Source organism: Staphylococcus sp. HMSC065D05 (assembly GCF_001813195.1).
Taxonomy (GTDB): Bacteria; Bacillota; Bacilli; order Staphylococcales; family Staphylococcaceae; genus Staphylococcus; species Staphylococcus epidermidis.
Genome location: NZ_KV811716.1, coordinates 72,583 through 91,168 on the forward strand (window position 1 = coordinate 72,583; position 18,586 = coordinate 91,168).

Annotated in this window: 14 protein-coding genes and 1 pseudogene; 2 read left to right on the forward strand and 13 right to left on the reverse strand. The window is 34.2% G+C overall.

Annotated features, from left to right (window positions below; genetic code table 11):
- Window positions 1-117: 117 nt before the first annotated feature.
- The 10 genes and pseudogenes from sdhB to zapA all read right to left on the reverse strand — a co-directional run bounded on the left by sdhB (window position 118) and on the right by zapA (window position 11,245).
- Window positions 118-960 carry a succinate dehydrogenase iron-sulfur subunit gene (gene sdhB, locus HMPREF2897_RS00395; protein WP_002446214.1) on the reverse strand — a complete coding sequence of 281 codons (843 nt, stop codon included), beginning with the start codon at window positions 958-960 and terminating at the stop codon, window positions 118-120.
- Window positions 960-2,726, reverse strand: a complete 1,767-nt coding sequence (gene sdhA, locus HMPREF2897_RS00400; RefSeq protein ID WP_002446213.1) for a succinate dehydrogenase flavoprotein subunit — start codon at window positions 2,724-2,726, stop codon at window positions 960-962. Before sdhA ends, sdhB begins: the two co-directional genes overlap by 1 nt.
- 153 nt (window positions 2,727-2,879) lie before the next feature.
- A complete protein-coding gene (locus HMPREF2897_RS00405; RefSeq protein WP_002457415.1) occupies window positions 2,880-3,494 on the reverse strand; it encodes a succinate dehydrogenase cytochrome b558 subunit in 615 nt (204 codons plus the stop codon).
- Window positions 3,495-3,634: 140 nt separating this feature from the next.
- Window positions 3,635-3,828, reverse strand: a pseudogene (locus tag HMPREF2897_RS13065) (hypothetical protein).
- Window positions 3,829-3,859: 31 nt separating this feature from the next.
- Window positions 3,860-5,644 carry an excinuclease ABC subunit UvrC gene (gene uvrC / locus HMPREF2897_RS00410; RefSeq protein ID WP_002457416.1) on the reverse strand — a complete coding sequence of 595 codons (1,785 nt, stop codon included), beginning with the start codon at window positions 5,642-5,644 and terminating at the stop codon, window positions 3,860-3,862.
- Window positions 5,645-5,741: 97 nt separating this feature from the next.
- Window positions 5,742-6,056 (reverse strand): thioredoxin, encoded by a 315-nt coding sequence (trxA, locus tag HMPREF2897_RS00415; RefSeq protein WP_001830148.1) that lies wholly within the window; start codon window positions 6,054-6,056, stop codon window positions 5,742-5,744.
- A 258-nt stretch (window positions 6,057-6,314) separates the two neighbouring features.
- Complete coding sequence (locus tag HMPREF2897_RS00420) at window positions 6,315-8,663, reverse strand: endonuclease MutS2 (protein ID WP_070592418.1); 2,349 nt, start codon at window positions 8,661-8,663, stop codon at window positions 6,315-6,317.
- 9 nt (window positions 8,664-8,672) lie between these two features.
- Window positions 8,673-10,382, reverse strand: coding sequence for a DNA polymerase/3'-5' exonuclease PolX (gene polX, locus HMPREF2897_RS00425; RefSeq protein ID WP_070592420.1), 1,710 nt, complete (start codon window positions 10,380-10,382; stop codon window positions 8,673-8,675).
- Between the two features lie 74 nt (window positions 10,383-10,456).
- Complete coding sequence (locus tag HMPREF2897_RS00430) at window positions 10,457-10,978, reverse strand: CvpA family protein (protein WP_002490497.1); 522 nt, start codon at window positions 10,976-10,978, stop codon at window positions 10,457-10,459.
- Window positions 10,979-11,245 carry a cell division protein ZapA gene (zapA, locus tag HMPREF2897_RS00435; protein ID WP_001830081.1) on the reverse strand — a complete coding sequence of 89 codons (267 nt, stop codon included), beginning with the start codon at window positions 11,243-11,245 and terminating at the stop codon, window positions 10,979-10,981.
- A gap of 258 nt (window positions 11,246-11,503) precedes the next feature.
- On the opposite strand from zapA, the gene rnhC reads away from it, so the two are divergent.
- Entirely contained in the window at window positions 11,504-12,430 is a 927-nt protein-coding gene (gene rnhC, locus HMPREF2897_RS00440; protein WP_070592421.1) for a ribonuclease HIII, read from the forward strand.
- Window positions 12,431-12,481: 51 nt separating this feature from the next.
- On the opposite strand, the gene pheT is transcribed toward rnhC, so the two are convergent.
- The 3 genes from pheT to HMPREF2897_RS00455 all read right to left on the reverse strand — a co-directional run bounded on the left by pheT (window position 12,482) and on the right by HMPREF2897_RS00455 (window position 17,050).
- A complete protein-coding gene (pheT, locus tag HMPREF2897_RS00445) occupies window positions 12,482-14,884 on the reverse strand; it encodes a phenylalanine--tRNA ligase subunit beta (protein WP_002475930.1) in 2,403 nt (800 codons plus the stop codon).
- Complete coding sequence (pheS, locus tag HMPREF2897_RS00450; RefSeq protein WP_070592423.1) at window positions 14,884-15,942, reverse strand: phenylalanine--tRNA ligase subunit alpha; 1,059 nt, start codon at window positions 15,940-15,942, stop codon at window positions 14,884-14,886. Before pheS ends, pheT begins: the two co-directional genes overlap by 1 nt.
- Window positions 15,943-16,309: 367 nt before the next feature.
- On the reverse strand, window positions 16,310-17,050 hold the full coding sequence (locus tag HMPREF2897_RS00455; protein WP_002457423.1) for a TrmH family RNA methyltransferase: 741 nt from the start codon (window positions 17,048-17,050) through the stop codon (window positions 16,310-16,312).
- A 338-nt stretch (window positions 17,051-17,388) separates the two neighbouring features.
- On the opposite strand from HMPREF2897_RS00455, the gene HMPREF2897_RS00460 reads away from it, so the two are divergent.
- The coding region (locus HMPREF2897_RS00460) for a YSIRK-type signal peptide-containing protein (RefSeq protein WP_141751270.1) at window positions 17,389-18,586 on the forward strand (1,198 nt) is incomplete at its 3' end.

Below are 18,586 nucleotides of genomic sequence, written 5' to 3' on the forward strand. Positions count from 1 at the left end.
TATCATATAACTGTAGATATTTACGTTTATAGTTCTTGTAAAGTGAAATTCCTATCTTTATTCTACAATCAGCAAAAAATGACCAAGGCGAAGTTGCCTTGGTCACTATAAGCTATATTAATCTACTTGATGGTCTGAACCAAAGAATGATTTAAACATATGGAAAGAGGTTTCTCTATTCATTGCGGCAATTGACGTTGTCAATGGTATACCTTTAGGACATGCATTCACACAGTTTTGAGAATTACCACATTCTTGCAGTCCACCTGCACTCATCAATGCATCTAAACGCTCATCTTTAGTCATAGAACCTGTTGGATGTAAATCGAACAAACGTACTTGAGAAATGGCTTGTGCACCAACAAATTTATTGTTTTTTGTGACATTTGGACATACTTCTAAACATACACCACAAGTCATACATTTAGACAACTCATATGCAGTTTGACGTTTTTTCTCTGGCATACGTGGTCCAGGTCCTAAGTCATATGTTCCATCAATAGGAATCCATGCTTTCATTCGTTTTAAGTTATCGAACATTCTTGAGCGATCAACTTGTAAATCTCGAATGACAGGGAAAGTACTCATAGGTTCAAGACGAATAGGTTGTTCTAATTGATCAACAATAGCTGAACATGATTGTCGTGCACGGCCGTTGATTACCATTGAACAAGCGCCACATACTTCTTCGAGGCAATTCATATCCCATGTGACTGGTGTCGTTTTTTCACCTTTAGAGTTGACTGGATTTCGTCTGATTTCCATCAAACATGCGATTACGTTTAAATTTTCCTTATAAGGAATTTCAAATGATTCTTCATAAGGTTTTGATTCGCTATTATCTTGACGTTTAATTATCAATTTTACTGTTTTTTGTTTTGGTTGTTGATTTTGACCTTGTACTTGAGTTTGTGGATTACTTTGAGTTTTTGGAGTTTCTTTTAATGATTGATCAGCCATTATTTATTACCTCCTTTAGACTTACTTGTGTAGTCACGCTTACGAGGTGGAATTAAACTTACATCTACTGGCTCATAAGTAAATTCTGGCTTTTCACTTCTACCTTTATAACGAGCCATGGTTGTTTTTAACCATTCTTCATCATTACGTTCTGGGAATTCAGGTTTGTAATGTGCACCTCTAGATTCGTTACGATTATACGCACCAATCGTAATCACACGAGCAAGAACCAACATATTCCATAATTGTCGTGTGAAGAATACTGCTTGGTTGCTCCATGTTTGCGTATCTTCCATATCAATATCTTCATAACGTTTCATAAGTTCTTGAATTTTTTTATCTGTTTCAAGTAACTTTTCATTTTCACGAACCACAGTTACGTTAGCTGTCATAATTTCACCTAATTCACGGTGAAGTTTATAAGCATTTTCAGTACCACGCATATTTAATAAATGATCAAATTTTTCTTTCTCTTCTTTAACACGAGCTTCGAAAATACTGTCATCTAGATCTGTATACGATTTTTCAACATTTTCAACATATTTGATAGCGTTAGGCCCTGCTACTGTACCTCCATAAATAGCTGAAAGTAAAGAATTAGCACCTAAACGGTTACCACCATGTTGTGAGAAATCGCATTCTCCAGCTGCAAATAACCCTTTAATATTAGTCATTTGATCATAATCTACGTATAAACCACCCATTGAATAATGTACTGCTGGGAAAATCTTCATTGGAACTTTACGTGGATCATCACCTGTGAATTTTTCATAAATTTCAATAATACCACCTAATTTAACATCTAATTCGTGTGGATCTTTATGAGATAAATCAAGGTAAACCATGTTTTCTCCATTGATGCCTAACTTTTGGTTAATACAAACATCGAAAATTTCACGTGTCGCTATATCGCGTGGAACTAAGTTACCATAGTCTGGATATTTTTCTTCTAAGAAGTACCAAGGTTTACCATCTTTATACGTCCAAATACGGCCACCTTCACCGCGAGCTGATTCACTCATAAGACGTAATTTGTCATCACCTGGAATCGCAGTCGGATGTATTTGAATGAATTCACCATTTGCATAAATCGCACCTTGCTGATAAACGATGGACGCCGCTGAACCAGTATTAATCATTGAGTTAGTCGTTTTACCAAAGATAATACCAGGACCACCTGTTGCCATGATGACAGCATCTGAGCCGAATGATTGAATTTCTGATGTTGTCATATTTTGAGCGACAATACCTCTTGCAGCATCTTCTTCGTCTTTAACAATACCTAGAAATTCCCATCCTTCGTATTTAGTTACTAAACCATCCACCTCAAATGAGCGAACCTGCTCATCTAGTGCATAAAGTAACTGTTGACCTGTCGTTGCGCCAGCAAATGCTGTTCTATGATGTAGTGTGCCGCCAAAACGTCTAAAGTCTAATAAGCCTTCTTTCGTTCTGTTAAACATAACCCCCATACGATCTAACAGATGGATGATTTTAGGTGCAGCATCAGCCATTGCTTTGACTGGTGGTTGATTAGCCAGGAAGTCTCCGCCATAAACAGTATCATCAAAGTGAATCCACGGTGAATCTCCCTCACCTTTAGTATTAACAGCACCATTTATGCCACCTTGTGCACAAACAGAGTGCGAACGCTTTACCGGTACAATGGAAAATAAATCTACATGTGCACCTTGTTCTGCCGCTTTAATTGTTGACATCAGACCGGCTAGTCCTCCACCGACAACAATAATTTTTTTCTCTGCCATAGAAATGTCACTCCCCTGAATATTTAAATCTCAAGCCCTACTTTTAATTTTTAGATATAAACTAACTACGAAACAGTTAATTTTTAACGTTTCATAATTTCTTAGTAGTAAATTTATCTATACTCACTTATTTCAAAACGAAAATTCATATATTTATATAAACGCAATAACGGCTGCAACACCAATATAAGAAATCACTAAAAATACTATGAGTGAAATCCAAGTAAAAACACGTTGAGATTTTTTAGATTGTAAAAAGCCCCATGTTACACAAAATGACCATAAACCATTAGCAAAATGGAAAACAACAGCAATGACACAAATAATGTAAAAGATTGCCCATAACGGATGTTGTAATGTTTCATGCATTAGATTATAGTCCACAGATTTACCATAAAAAGCTTTTTGCAAACGTGTTTGCCATAAGTGCATTGCAATAAAAATAAATGCTAAAATACCACTTACACGTTGGAAGAAAAACATCCAGTTTCTAAATAATGAGTAATGCCCGATGTTCTCCTTAGCAGTGAAAGCGATGTGTAAACCGAACAAACCATGGTATAACAATGGTATATAAATAAGTATAAATTCCATCACAATAAGGAATGGTAAAGATTCCATAAATCCTGACGCTCTATTAAAAGCTTCAGCACCTTGCGTTGCTTGATGGTTTACCATTAAGTGCACAATTAAAAATGCACCTATCGGAATAACCCCTAATAACGAATGTAATCTTCTAAGGTAAAATTCATTCTTTGATTGAGCCAAAAAGAGTCCCCCCTGTGAAACTTATAATTTAAATTGCTAATTCTTAGAAACTTGTATGCAAAATGCCCTAAAGTTTTACATAAAAGACCAGCGTTGATTTACTTTTTTATTTAGTACTTGTCTTTACAATTAATATCGACCTATACACAAGTAGGACTTAAAAAAGTAAAAAGCCAGTCATTGAGCAGTAAGTTTAAAGATTTGGAAATCTATTAGTTGTGACAATTAACATGAAGTGATAACTTTTCTCATTTAGAAAACGCTTCCATACAACTTTAAAAAAATTAGCTTTTGATACGTACATTGTAACATTAATTTCACAATTTTTGGGCATGAGAATGATTCTCATGCCCACTTTTTAATAATTATTTGTTTTGTAACGCGTTTTGAAGGTTTTTAGCAACCTTTTCAGGCAATCCTGCTTGTCTTAATTCATCAAAAGACGCTTCTTTCATTTTCTTAATCGATCCAAACGTACGTAATAATGAAGTTTTTCTCTTAGTTCCAATACCATCAATGTCATCAAGAACAGATTTCAGACCTGTTTTTTGACGTGTTTGTCGGTGGAATGTAATTGCAAATCGATGAACCTCATCTTGTATGCGGTGTAATAGATAAAATGCTTGACTATTCTTTTTTAAAGGTACTATTTCAGCACTTGCTCCATAAAGTAGTTCAGATGTTTGGTGTTTATCATTTTTTTGTAAACCAGCAACTGGTATATCTAGCCCAAGTTCATTTTCGAGTACATCCATCACACCATTCATATGACCTTTCCCACCATCAACTATTATTAAATCTGGTAGAGGTAGCCCCTCGTTAAGTACACGAGTATAGCGTCTACGAACGACCTCTCTCATAGATTTATAATCATCAGGTCCTTCCACTGTTTTAATCTTATATTTTCGATAATCTTTTTTATGAGGTTTGCCATCTACAAATGTAACCATTGCTGAAACTGGATCAACACCTTGAATATTTGAATTATCAAAAGCTTCAATTCTTATTGGTGTTTGGATACCCATACGCTCTCCTAGTTCTTCAATTGCTTTGATGGTTCTTGACTCATCTCTAGCAATTAATTCAAATTTATTATCGAGTTGCACTTCAGCATTGTGATTCGCTAAATTAATCATGTCTTTTTTAGCTCCTCGTACTGGTTGAACAATCTTAGTATCTACTACCGACTGAATGATATCCTTATCAAGATTTTTAGGTACATGAACTTCTTTAGGTATTAGATGCTGATTTAAACTATAAAATTGACCTATAAAAGTATAAAATTCTTCTTCCTCTGTTTGTTGTATTGGTATCATTGTAGCATCACGTTTTATCATATTACCTTGTCTAACGAAGAAGACTTGAACACACATCCAGCCTTTAGAAACACTATAACCAAAAACATCTCTAATTGTATTATCCGAAGACATAATCTTTTGTTTTTTAGTTAAATTGTGAATGTGTTGAATCATATCCCTATATTCTTTTGCTTGTTCAAAATCTAACTGTTCACTCGCTTTATTCATGCGGTCTTCTAAATGATTCAAAATTGTTTTATCTTCCCCATTTAGAAAGTCCGTAATTTCTTTTGTCATTTGAGCATACTTCTCTAAATCAACATCATAGACACACGGTCCCATGCATTGTCCAATATGGTAATAAAGACACAGCTTATCTGGCATATTATCGCATTTTCTAAATGGATAGATACGATCAAGTAATTTCTTTGTTTCTTGTGCAGAATACGCATTAGGATATGGACCAAAGTATTTACCTGAATTCTTTTTTACAGTACGAGTAACAAGTAATCGTGGGTGCTTTTCTTTGGTAATTTTAATAAAAGGATAACTTTTATCATCTTTTAATAAAATATTATATCGGGGTTGATACTGTTTTATAAGATTAAGCTCTAGCAGTAGCGATTCTGTCTCACTTGATGTCACGATAAATTCAAAGTTACGTATTTCTCCAACTAAACGGGTTGTTTTAGCATCATGTGCGCCCGTAAAATAAGAACGTAGACGATTTCTTAAACGTTTTGCCTTCCCCACATATATAACCTGATCATTTCTATCTTTCATTAAGTAACAACCCGGCTCTAAAGGGACTACGTTTAATTTTTCTTTTATTTTCTTTTGATATTCCTCCAAAGGGCTCCTCCTTTCCATTATCAAATTAATTAATGAAAACAAAATAAAGCTGGAGCAATTACTCAATGTAATGCCCCAGTCTTTATTTATGTTAATCTTATAGATGTTTATCTAATACTTCTGCTAAGTTTTCTTTAGGTTGGAAACCTACAACTTTATCAACTGGTTCGCCATCTTTAAATACAATTAAAGTTGGGATACTCATTACTTCATATTTCGCTGCAGTTGATGGGTTTTCATCAACATCTAATTTTAAGATGTCAGCTTTACCATCATAGTCTCCTGCTAGTTCTTCTAAAACTGGTGCAATCATTTTACAAGGTCCACACCAAGTCGCCCAGAAATCAACTAATTTAACACCAGATTCAATTTTGCTATCAAAATCAGAATCAGTTACTTTTACGATTGCCATAATGCCAATCCTCCTTAATTTTCAATGATGAACAAATTATAACAGAGATTAATCACCTTTGCATTATAGATGCTCTTAACAAACATAGCGAGTTTAGAGCGACTTAACACATTAGTTATTATGGTAATGTGCGCCCTTGTCCTTTCGTTAAACTTTATACTTTAAGTTAAGCACTGTTATTAAATATTTTTAATACTGAGTTCTATAAAATCGTTCATTTAATTATTCAGATATAGTCACATTACTCATATCTAAAGGTTACTTGAGTTCTGCCACAGTGACACCAAATCCACCTTCACTAGGCATACCTCCCCTAAATTGTCTAACGCTTTTATGTTTTTTTAAATGTTGTTGAACACCTTTTTGAAGTGCCCCCGTACCTTTACCATGAATAATATATACTTGTTCGTAATTGCTTAAAACCGCCTGATCAAGATATTGATCTAATTCATTTAAAGCTTCTTCGTAACGATATCCTCTTAAATCTAGTTTTGTTTTAATAGTTTGTCTATTTTGTCTTGTTACCATTTTTGTAGGTTTTTCTTTTTTCTTTTTCGTTTTTTCTAAATCTTCAATAGGTAATTTCATTTTAATGATTCCCATTTGTACAACTGCTTCTTCGTCACCTACAAGTTCAAGCACTTCACCTTTTTGACCGTAAGATAGAACTTTCACTTCATCTCCAGTATGAATCGTATCATACTTTTTCTTTTGAACATGTTGCTTAATTGATTTTACCTCATATTGATCATCAAGTTGTTTCTTTTTATCAATTAATTCATGTTCTTTTACCTCAGCGCCCTTATGATCTCTTAGATTTCTAAGTTCTTTAAGAATTTCGTCCGCTTCTTTAGTCGCAGATTTCACACGCTGATTAGCTTTTTCTTTAGCTTCATCCATCAATGATTTCTCATAATTTTGATACTGTTGGTATTGTTTAGACAAAGCATCGTGGGTTTGCTGTGCTTCCCTCACAAGTCGATCTAATTCTATACGTTGTTGATCAACACGTTTTGAATTTTGTTCTAATGATTCAATCATGGCATTGATCTCTTGCTCGTCTGTCCCTATCATTGTCTTAGCTTTATTAATGATGTTGAGACTTAGACCAAGTTTTTTCGATATATCAAAGGCATTAGATCTCCCTGGAACACCCATTAATAATTTATAAGTCGGGCTCAGTGTTTCAACGTCAAATTCAACACTTGCATTCATGACACCTTCACGATTATAACTATAAGCTTTTAATTCAGGGTAATGTGTTGTTGCCATAACTAAAGACCCTAAACGGCGTACATAATCTAAGATACTCATTGCGAGTGCCGCACCTTCACTTGGATCTGTACCTGCGCCTAGTTCATCAAATAAAATGAGACTATTTTGATCTGCATCTTGTAATATTTCTACTATATTTTTCATGTGAGATGAAAATGTTGATAATGATTGTTCTATAGATTGTTCATCTCCAATATCACAATATACATTTTCAAAGATACTTAATTGACTTCCATCCAGTGTAGGAATTAACAATCCTGATTGTGCCATGACAATTATCAATCCTAGTGTTTTTAAAGTAACAGTCTTACCACCCGTGTTTGGTCCAGTAATTATGACTGTTTCTACATCGTCAATAAATTCAATTGTATTTGCTACAACAGTATCTTTGTCTAATAAAGGGTGAAATGCATTAGGTAAATATATCGTTCGATCCTCTTTAAATGTAGGTTTTGTCCCTTTTATAGTGCGCGCATAACGAGCTTTAGCAATTAAAAAATCAATTTGACCCATAACCGATTCAGCAATGAGTAATGCGTCAGCTTCCGCCGAAACAAATCCCGTCAATTCAGTCAATATACGTTCACGTTCAACTGCTTCATCATTACGCAAACGACTGATTTGATTATTCATCTCTACAACAGAATTCGGTTCAATATATAGTGTTTGTCCTGATGCCGATTGATCATGAACAATACCATTGAAATCTTGTCTATATTCAGCTTTCACCGGAATAACATTGCGATCATTTCTTACTGTTACAATTGCATCAGATAGTTTTTTTTGATTCCCTTGATTTTTCACTATTCTATCTAAATTTTGACGAATTCGTTGGTTTGTTCTTGAAATTTCACTTCTAATACTTTGTAAAGTATAACTTGCATGGTCAAATAAATCGTGTGCATCACATGTTTCATTAATTTCTTTAAATAAATCTGTAAGTATCGGTAGATGATTCATTTTATCATGCAGTATAGGATACTTAACCTCTTCATCTTCTTCTAGCATTTGATTGTAAAATGTTTTAAATTGATTTTGCACTTGAACTAGGCGTTTAATTCTGTTTAATTCTGCCACATTTAAAACGCCTCCTATGCTGGCCCTATGAACAAGTGGAGACACTTTTGCTAGACCACTTAAACTTGGTAATCGATGCTTGTTATAGATTTGTGAAATTTCGTCTGTTTCATTCATTTGAAATTCTACTGTATCAAAATTACTAGCGGGAGCCATCTCTTGTACTTTTTCACGACCTAGATCACTTATAGTTTCATCTGCCACAAATGATTTAATCTTTTCAAATTCCAAGACATCTAATGTTTTTTGTCTCATGCAATCCCTCTATTTCTTATATTTATTCGTTTCAACAAATGAGCGAAAGGCTTCCTTCGTCATTGTATTAATGACCCTCTCTTTATTGACAAATCCTTTTTGTGCAGTAGCAACACCATATTTCATGAAATCAAGATGATTTGTATGATGAGCATCCGTATTAATTGTTAACTTAACCTTTGGATATTTACGAACGATTTCTGCATTTAAATCTAAACGATGTGGATTTGCGTTAATCTCTAAAATTGTATTTGTTTCTTCGGCTAAATTCATTAACTTTTCAATATTAGCTTTATAACCTTTTCTACGTCCAATAATACGGCCGGTTGGATGAGCAATGTGACGCACATATGGATTTCTACATGCTGTTTCCAAACGTTTCATGATTTCGTCTTCAGATTGATTAAAGCTTTGATGAATAGCGGCGATAACATAATCAAGCTGTGCCAATACTTCGTCATCGTAATCTAATGTTCCATCAGGTAGAATGTCCATTTCTGTTCCTGAATATATATCTATTTCCTTATACTCTTCATTTAATTGCTTTATTTCTTCATTTTGTCTTAGCAGACGGTCGACTTGTAATCCACGAGCTACTTTTAAACTTTGTGAGTGATCTGTAATGACCATAAATTCATAACCTTTTGCAATATTTGCCTCAATCATTTCTTTAATCGAAAAGGTACCATCACTATATGTTGTGTGCATATGCAAATCTCCATTGATGTCACCTAATTGAATGATTTGACTCAGATCTTTATGAAACTCACTACCGTCTTCACGCATGGCAGGCGCAATCCAATCTACACCAAAATGATGATAGATCGCTTCTTCACTTTGTAATTGTAATAGCTTACCATCTTGTTGTTCGATACCATACTCACTAACCTTTTCGTCACGTGCTTTTGCTAATTGTCTTATTCTAATATTATGATCCTTCGAACCGGTGAAGTGTTGTAAAGTATGGTAAAAAGCAGCAGGTTCTATCAATCTAAAATCAACACCAATCGTCTCATCATCATAAGCTAATTCCAGAGAAATTTTAGTATCCCCAACAGCAACATCTTTGACTTTATTCGGAATACGGAGTAATTGTTGTTGAACTTTTTTAGGCTCTGATGTACTAATTATGAAATCTAAATCTTTACTCATTTCCTTATATCTTCTAAGACTACCAGCAGTTGAATATTGTTTAACTCCTTCTAGCTGTTCAATAAATTTTACAATTTCTTGGTTGAGACCTCTCATTAGCTCTATAGGATAACGATCCTTTTTAGCACCTATCGCCTTCACTGCTTCTAAAATGTTTTGCTCTGTCTTTTTTGCAAAACCGTTTAAAGCACTGACTTTACCTTCTTCACAGGCTTTTTGAAGTGTTTCTTTATCAGTAATTTGAAGTTCTTGATATAGTTTTGCTATTTTTTTACTGCCTAATCCCTGTATTTTCAACAGTGGCACTAACCCTTCAGGCACTTCATCTTGAAGTGCTTGAAGAGTCGATGATTGACCTTTTGTTTTAAATTCATTAATAACTTCTCCTACGCCTTTTCCAATGCCTTTAAGTTCTGTTACATCATCAATCTCTTCTAATGTACGCTCATCAACCTCTAAACTTTGTGCAGCTTTTCTATACGCTGAAACTTTAAATGTATTTTCTCCTTTTAGCTCCATATATATAGCTATTTTTTCTAATAATTGAATTACATCTTTTTTTGTCATCAATATCACTCCATAAAAAGAAGACCAGGACATAACATTAACGTTCGAACTTGTCCTGACCTCATGTCATTACTTTATAAATTTAAAATAAATTGTGATAAATAAGGAATTTGTTCAATCACAACTCGACTTAATAGCGATTGAGATAATTGGTACTGTATAAATGAATGCGGATATAGCGATAATAAATAAAGTCCAATTTGTAAATATATAAAAACCGCTATGATACTCAAAACGACACTCGATATCCGACTTACTAAATGTATCTTTTTATACGTTATTATATTATCAAATGTAACAACAACTAGATACAAAATAAGCTTACACATACCAAATATTATAATAAATGCTATCACTTTTTCAAATCTGTATTGCAAATGATCATAAGGTATAGTATAGACAATATCAAACGCCACTGTTTTAGGAAATGGCACAAAAACAACTAAACGTTGCGCAATAGATTGATAATATTGTGACGCAATAAATAAAGATACAATTGAAGAAGCAAAGTGCAATATCGATAACCAAATACCTCTACGAAACCCTATCACTATAAAGTAACAAATAATAATAAGAACAACTATATCAATGAGCATTTATTCATCTCTTTGTTTTAATTGATTTATTTCTTGCTGTAATCGTCTGTTCTCTTCTTCTAAAATAACTTTCTCATGCATAATATTCACAGATGTTAAAATCGCTTTTCGAGTTGTATCTAAACCTGCTGATTTTTGACCTAATTCTTGCATTTTTTCATCAACAAGATGTGCTACATAACGAATATGTTCAGGGCTATCTTCGCCAATGATTGTGAAATGTTGATCATTAATCGTAACATTTATTCTATTTTTAAATTCACCCATACTAATTTCTCCTGACCTTGGATTAAAATGATTTTAACTTAAACAATTATTCAAATTCCAATTTATTAAATTGTAAATTGTAGTATTTTACATAATTTTACTTATCATCAAATATTATACATGAGTGTAAATACCAATGTAAACGTCTGTTATTAAAAGATAATACAGATGACATATTCAACAATATCATTTAAGACTATCTTCAATATTAAAATTTGATAAAATATAAAAGAGTACAAAAAAGAGAGGATTCAATTAATGGGAAATGTAGTATACAAACTCACGTCAAAAGAAATTCAATCATTGATGGCTCAAACTACTTTTGAGACGACGAAGTTGCCTCAAGGTATGAAAGCTCGTACGAGATATCAAAATACTGTTATCAATATCTATAGTTCTGGCAAAGTAATGTTTCAAGGTAAGAATGCTGAGCAAGTAGTGAGTCAATTGCTACCAGATAAGCAATCAACAACTGGCAAACATACATCATCAAATACAACTAGTATTCAATATAATCATTTTCATTGTATTGGTAGCGATGAAGCAGGCAGTGGCGACTATTTTGGTCCATTGACTGTGTGTGCAGCTTATGTGAGCCAATCACATATCAAAATCTTAAAAGAACTTGGTGTAGATGATTCAAAAAAACTAAACGATACTAAAATCGTCGATCTTGCAGAACAGCTCATTACCTTTATCCCGCATTCTTTATTAACATTAGATAATGTTAAGTATAACGAACGACAAAGTCTAGGATGGTCTCAAGTTAAAATGAAAGCTGTCTTACATAATGAGGCTATCAAAAATGTGATTCAAAAAATTGAGCAAGATCAACTGGATTATATTGTTATTGATCAATTTGCAAAACGAGAAGTTTATCAACATTACGCATTATCAGCATTACCTTTTCCTGACAAAACAAAATTTGAAACAAAAGGTGAGTCTAAATCACTAGCAATCGCGACAGCAAGCATTATTTCTCGCTATGCATTTGTTAAACACATGGACCACATCTCTAAAAAACTACATATGGAAATCCCAAAAGGCGCAAGTAATAAAGTAGATTTAATTGCCGCTAAAGTCATTCAAAAATATGATATTCAACAACTTGATACTATTTCAAAAAAACATTTTAAAAACAGAGATAAGGCAATTCATCTAATAAATCAAAAATACAATAAATAAAAGGACTTACGCACTAGTATTTATTACTAATGCGTAAGTCCTTTATGATAATTATCTAATAATAGCACCATGCTTTTTAAGTGCTTCTAAAATTTTATCATGCACAGCATTTACACGTTCATCGGTAAGTGTGTTTTCTGTATCTAGATAACTAAGTCTAATTGCAATAGATTTTTTCCCTTTTTCTAAATGTTCACCCTCGTATACATCAAATACGAGTGTATCATTTAAAATATCTTCACCATTCTCATGAATAATGGATAACAATTCAGATGAAGTAACTTCATGATTAACTTCTAATGCAATATCACGTGTTACACCTGGAAATCTAGGTATAGGCTCATAATTAATATATCCTACAGAAACTTCCATCATTGCATCATAATTAAGTTCAAATACATACGTGCGCTTTAAATCATTGTTAGCAGCCAACGTAGGGTGTAGCTCACCTATGAAGCCAATATCTTTACCATTAAGTGACACAATTGCTGTTCTTCCTGGATGTAACCCATCTATTTGACCAGCTCTAAAATCGAATTGAAGATTAAGCTTTTCAGCAACACGTTCAACAATACCCTTAGTTAAATAGAAATCAACGGGCTCTTTCTTGCCTTGCCATTTGTTATTAACAAAGTCTCCAGTTAATATACCGCTCAAGTATTCTACTTCATCTGGTAACTCACCTTCACCGTTACCAAAGAAGACACGTCCGATTTCATATAACTTAACATTTGTATTTTTACGAGCAACATTGTATGATACTGCATCAATTAAATGCGGCAATAAACTTTGACGTAATGTGGAATGTGCTTCACTCATAGGCATAAGTAATTCAATTGTAGAACGATTTTGTAATGCAAAATCTGTAGCATGATTTTTTGATACCAATGAATAAGTAATAGCTTGGTCTAGCCCAGCGCCCTCAAGTGTTTCTTTAACAGTACGCGTTTTAAACTGTCGATCTGTTAGTTCTCCACTTGTAACATCTTTAAATACAGGTAGCGTTGATGGTATGTCATCGTATCCATATATACGTGCTACTTCTTCTATTAAATCTTCTTTAATAGAAATATCTTTACGTCTTGATGGAACATTCACGATAATGTCACCATTTTTATTTTCAGTTTTAAATCCTAATTGCTCAAAAATATCAATGATTTCTTCATCAGTTAAATTAAAACCAATTGTACGGTTAACTTTGTCAGCAGTGATTTTTATTGGAGTCACAAATGATCCTAAATCTCCATATGAAATTCGATCTTTTAAAACTGTTGCTGAAGCATATGTTTCAAGTAAATAACAAGCTCTGTCTACAGCTTCATCGACGAATTCAGTTGCAATCCCCTTTTCAAATCGACTCGATGATTCGCTTCTTAAATTTAAACGGCGTGATGTATGTCGAATAGATACAGGATCAAAGATAGCCCCTTCTACTACAACATGTCGTGTTTGTTCAGTGACTTCAGAGAAATCTCCTCCCATAACACCTCCTAATGCTATAGGGTCTTTCCCATTTGTAATGACAATGTCAGTATCTAACAATCGACGTTCTTCACCATCTAAAGTTCTCATTGTCTCATCTTTTTTAGCCTGTCTAACTTCAATAGATTGCGAACCAATTTGCTCTTGATCAAACATGTGTAGAGGTTGGCCATATTCTAAAAGTACATAATTGGAAATATCTACCACATTATTAATTGGACGTATTCCCGCTTTAATTAATCGGAACTGCATCCATACTGGAGAAGGACCAATAGTCACGTCATGAACAACACGTGCACTATAGTAAGGTACTTTATCTTCGTTTTTAACTTCTATTGTTAGTTCATCTTTAGCAGACTCTTGACTTTCATTGCTTGTTAACTGAGGTTTATTCATTTTAGTTTGATATAAAGCTGCGACTTCATACGCAGTACCTATCATACTTAATGCATCAGCACGATTAGGTGTTAAATCAAATTCCATCACTTGGTCATTAAGATATAGTGCTTCTAGCGCATCTGTTCCAGGTTTTACTGCTTCTGGAAATACATATATACCTGACTCATAATTTTTAGGAGTTACATGACTTGAAATACCTATTTCTTGTAATGAGCAAATCATACCTTCAGAGCGTTCGCCACGTAATTTGGCACGTTTAATTTTAACTCCACCAGGTAAACGACCACCAACTTTAGCAACAATCACATGTTGCCCTTCATCTACATTTGGTGCACCACAAACAATTTGAATTGGTTCTTCTTCACCTAAGTCTACTTGACAAATATTTAATTTATCGGCATTGGGATGTGGCGTCTTCGACAAGACATGTCCAACTACTAATTTTTTTATATCTTTTGTATAGTCAATAATATCATCGACTTCAATTCCAGTTCTTGTAATTCTCTCTGCTAACGCTTGAACTGACTGGTCAACATTCACATAATCTTTTAGCCATTCGTTTGAAATTAACATTATTGTTCACCTCTATCTTCTACAGCTTTAAATTGATCTAAGAAACGGACATCATTGGTATAAAAGTGACGAATATCTTCAATACCATACTTTAACATTGCAATTCGATCTGGTCCCATACCAAATGCGAAGCCAGAATATTCCTTAGAATCGAATCCGGCCATTTCTAATACATTTGGGTGAACCATGCCTGCTCCTAAAATTTCAATCCAACCTGTGTGTTTACAAACATTACAACCCTGTCCTTTACATTTGAAACATGATACATCTACTTCAACTGATGGTTCAGTAAACGGGAAATAACTTGGGCGTAAACGAATCTCACGATCTGCACCGAATAATTTTTTGGCAACTAACTCTAAAGTCCCTTTTAAATCGCTCATTTTAATATTTTTATCAACTACTAAACCTTCAATTTGTGTAAATTGGTGGCTATGCGTTGCATCATCTGAGTCACGTCGATAAACTTTACCAGGACAAATAATTTTGACTGGTCCTTGTCCTTTACGTTTTTCCATAGTACGTGCTTGTACTGGTGAAGTATGTGTACGCATTAAAATTTCTTCTGTGATATAAAAGCTATCTTGCATATCACGTGCTGGATGCGATTTAGGTAAATTTAAAGCTTCAAAATTATAATAATCCTGTTCAACTTCATAACCATCAACAATTTCATAACCTAACCCTAAGAACAAGTCTTCAATCTCTTCAACTGTACGTGTTAAAGGATGCTTTGATCCTATTTCAATATGACGACTTGGCAATGTGACATCAATTGTTTCTTCAGAAAGCTGTTGATTTAATTTCTCTTCTTTGATTAGCTTTTGTCTTTCATCTAATTCACTCTGAATAGTTTGTCTTAATTCATTTACCTTTTGACCATACGCAGGTTTTTCTTCATTAGGTAAATCTTTCATATTTTTCATTAAAGCGCTAACAGAACCTTTTTTACCTAAATATTTCACCTTTACTTCTTGTAACGATTGCGCATCATTTGCTTCATTAATATCAACTAAAGCTTGTTGCTTCAACTCAGACATTAGATCATTTTGAGTCATGACTGAATTCCTCCTTATATAGTCCCTTCAATTATTTACAAATCAATACCGCCACTTGTTAATAACAAAAAAGCTTTCATCCCCTGTTCAAAAGGGACGAAAGCTTTCCGTGGTACCACCCAAATTTATGCATGCGCATACACTTGTAAATCTATTGATAACGGAATGACTATTCCGACTTAAATTTCTTTAAGTTACCAAAAAGATGAAAAAATTATTACAAGTTGGAATGACTTTCAGTCTCGATCATTCTCCCTTTTCAACTTTCTAAATAATTTATGTCTTTTTATAGGTTATTATTAATATGTTAAAGCGATAGTAATTTTGAAATTTCATTCATTATTATAGTCGATGATAACATCAAAGGTCAACCTTTCAGCTGATACATTAAGATACTTCCAGCAATAGCTACATTTAAACTCTCAGCTTTGCCATAAATAGGAATAGTAAGATTTTGCGTTGTTTCTTTTAATAAATCTGGGTTGACACCCTCTCCTTCATTACCTAATACAAGCGCAAAATTGGCTTGCGCTTCAACATCATTGAAGCTCACTGCGTTTTCAAGTGCCGTACCATACACTGGACCATTAAATTGATGAATATAATTATTGATGTCATCAAAAATGACTGGTATATGAAAAATACTTCCTTGACTAGCACGTATCACCTTATCTTGAAAAGGGTCAGCCGTCCCCTTCTCCATAACTATCAAATCTAATCCAGCAGCATCAGCTGTCCTAATTAAAGTTCCTAGATTACCAGGATCTTGAATACGGTCAATTAATAACACTTGTTTGGCTTGTGTCTTATCATAAGTTGGTTTTTTTATAATGGCAAAGAAACCTTGAGGTGTAACAGTTCCGGAAAGTGCTTCAGCAACTTTTAGATTAATTTGATACACTTCTTTCGCATAATCAACTATTGAAGATGACATTCTATCGGGATCAACGATAAACAATTGTATTACTTCAATTTGACTTTGATAAGCTTCTTCTATGAGATGAATCCCCTCTATTAAAGCAAGACCTGTTTTATCTCTTTCACGTTTCTTTTTTAATTTGTTCGCATTTTTTATTTTACTATTTTGAGCAGAAGTAATTTGTTCCATTAAAATATGTCTCCATCTTCAAAAGTTTATAATTCTATTGTAAGTGAATATGTATCATTTTCAAAGTCAATAATAATGTATTCTTTAAAATTGATATGTCCCTTGAAAATCAATCAATTTTGTAGTTCTTTCATTTAAGCGATTTTAATTTTAACACGTATGATGATTGTTTTGAAAACAGAAAAAATATTCAATAATTATTTTATATAGTTGTTTGAAGTTAGAAAAATATGTTAATATATTGACATCTAATACAAACTTAGATAGATTTATTTCAATCTAGTTTAAAAAATCTCAAACGCAACTGAGACAACTACATTCAAAGGAGAGATTACATTATGAAAAAATCTAGTAAATTTTCAAAAGATTTCCCTACTAGAAAAAATCATTACGCAATTAGAAAATTCACAGTGGGCACTGCTTCGATTATCGTAGGATCATTCTTATTTTTCGGACAAACACAAGCTCATGCTGAAGAATTCGAAAGAGTAACTACTGGTACAGTTGACACAGGTGGACAGCCTGCTAGAGCAGATCAAGGACAAGAAGGACCACAAGCAGGCGCGGATACGCACAATACAGCAAGTCAACCTGGTGCTACAGGTCAAGATGCACCAAATGAAAATCATGCTGGTGACCAAAATGCTGCAATTACACATCCGGCTGATCAAGAAAATAATGCACCTCAAGCTGGTACTCCTGGTGCTGAGAATACACCACAAGCTGGTGGTGAAAATCATAATCAAGATAATGCAGTAACTGCAGCTGGTACTAGTGGGGAACAAAATGGTGGTAAACCAGCTACGTCAACGACTGGTCAAGATGCCGCGCAACCCAATGGACCTCAAGGTACTTCAGTAGCTCAACCTGGTAATGATGCTTCTAGCCAAGGTCATGATACACCTCAAGCTGATGCTGGTACTCATAATACAGAAGGCCAACCTGCTGTAACTACTGGTGAACAAGCTGGTGGTAAACCTGCTGCAACGAAACCTGAAGGTGCCGATACAGAAACTGCGCCAGCGCCTAATACTGCTGATGAAAGTCACGCTCAACCTTCACCACAATCAGGAGGTACTACAGCAACACAAGCTGGACAAGTAAAACCGTCTGGAGATTCTACGCCTACCGGTAAGCCAAACACAGCAGACGATCAAGGTACACAAATTAAACCTACAAGTAACCAAGGTACTACAGCAACAACTGGTGAAACTGGAAATCAAAAACCAAGTGGTCAAACAGGTAATACTGAGAACACACCTAATGATGGTACTCAAGTAAAACCTAATAATGACCCAGCTGTGACTGGTACGCCAAATGCTAATGAAGAACAAACTGGTCAACCTAATGCAACAGTAACACCAGGACAAGGTAATGACGAGATTAACGGAGCTACTAAACCTGGAGAAGTGTCTCCGAAACCTGAAGAAAACAATCCAGCTGTGACTGAACCTGGTACAACTGCACCTGGGAATACTAATCAAGGCACTCAAGTAAAACCAAATAACGATCAAACAGCAACTGGTACACAAGGTG

Coding starts and splice junctions, on each gene's coding strand:
- sdhB (WP_002446214.1), bottom strand. CDS start 960: ATGGCTGATCAATCATTAAAAGAAACTCCAAAAACTCAAAGTAATCCA.
- sdhA (WP_002446213.1), bottom strand. CDS start 2,726: ATGGCAGAGAAAAAAATTATTGTTGTCGGTGGAGGACTAGCCGGTCTG.
- trxA (WP_001830148.1), bottom strand. CDS start 6,056: ATGGCAATCGTAAAAGTAACTGATTCTGATTTTGATAGCAAAATTGAA.
- HMPREF2897_RS00420 (WP_070592418.1), bottom strand. CDS start 8,663: ATGAGACAAAAAACATTAGATGTCTTGGAATTTGAAAAGATTAAATCA.
- polX (WP_070592420.1), bottom strand. CDS start 10,382: ATGACAAAAAAAGATGTAATTCAATTATTAGAAAAAATAGCTATATAT.
- HMPREF2897_RS00430 (WP_002490497.1), bottom strand. CDS start 10,978: ATGCTCATTGATATAGTTGTTCTTATTATTATTTGTTACTTTATAGTG.
- zapA (WP_001830081.1), bottom strand. CDS start 11,245: ATGGGTGAATTTAAAAATAGAATAAATGTTACGATTAATGATCAACAT.
- rnhC (WP_070592421.1), top strand. CDS start 11,504: ATGGGAAATGTAGTATACAAACTCACGTCAAAAGAAATTCAATCATTG.
- pheT (WP_002475930.1), bottom strand. CDS start 14,884: ATGTTAATTTCAAACGAATGGCTAAAAGATTATGTGAATGTTGACCAG.
- pheS (WP_070592423.1), bottom strand. CDS start 15,942: ATGACTCAAAATGATCTAATGTCTGAGTTGAAGCAACAAGCTTTAGTT.
- HMPREF2897_RS00455 (WP_002457423.1), bottom strand. CDS start 17,050: ATGGAACAAATTACTTCTGCTCAAAATAGTAAAATAAAAAATGCGAAC.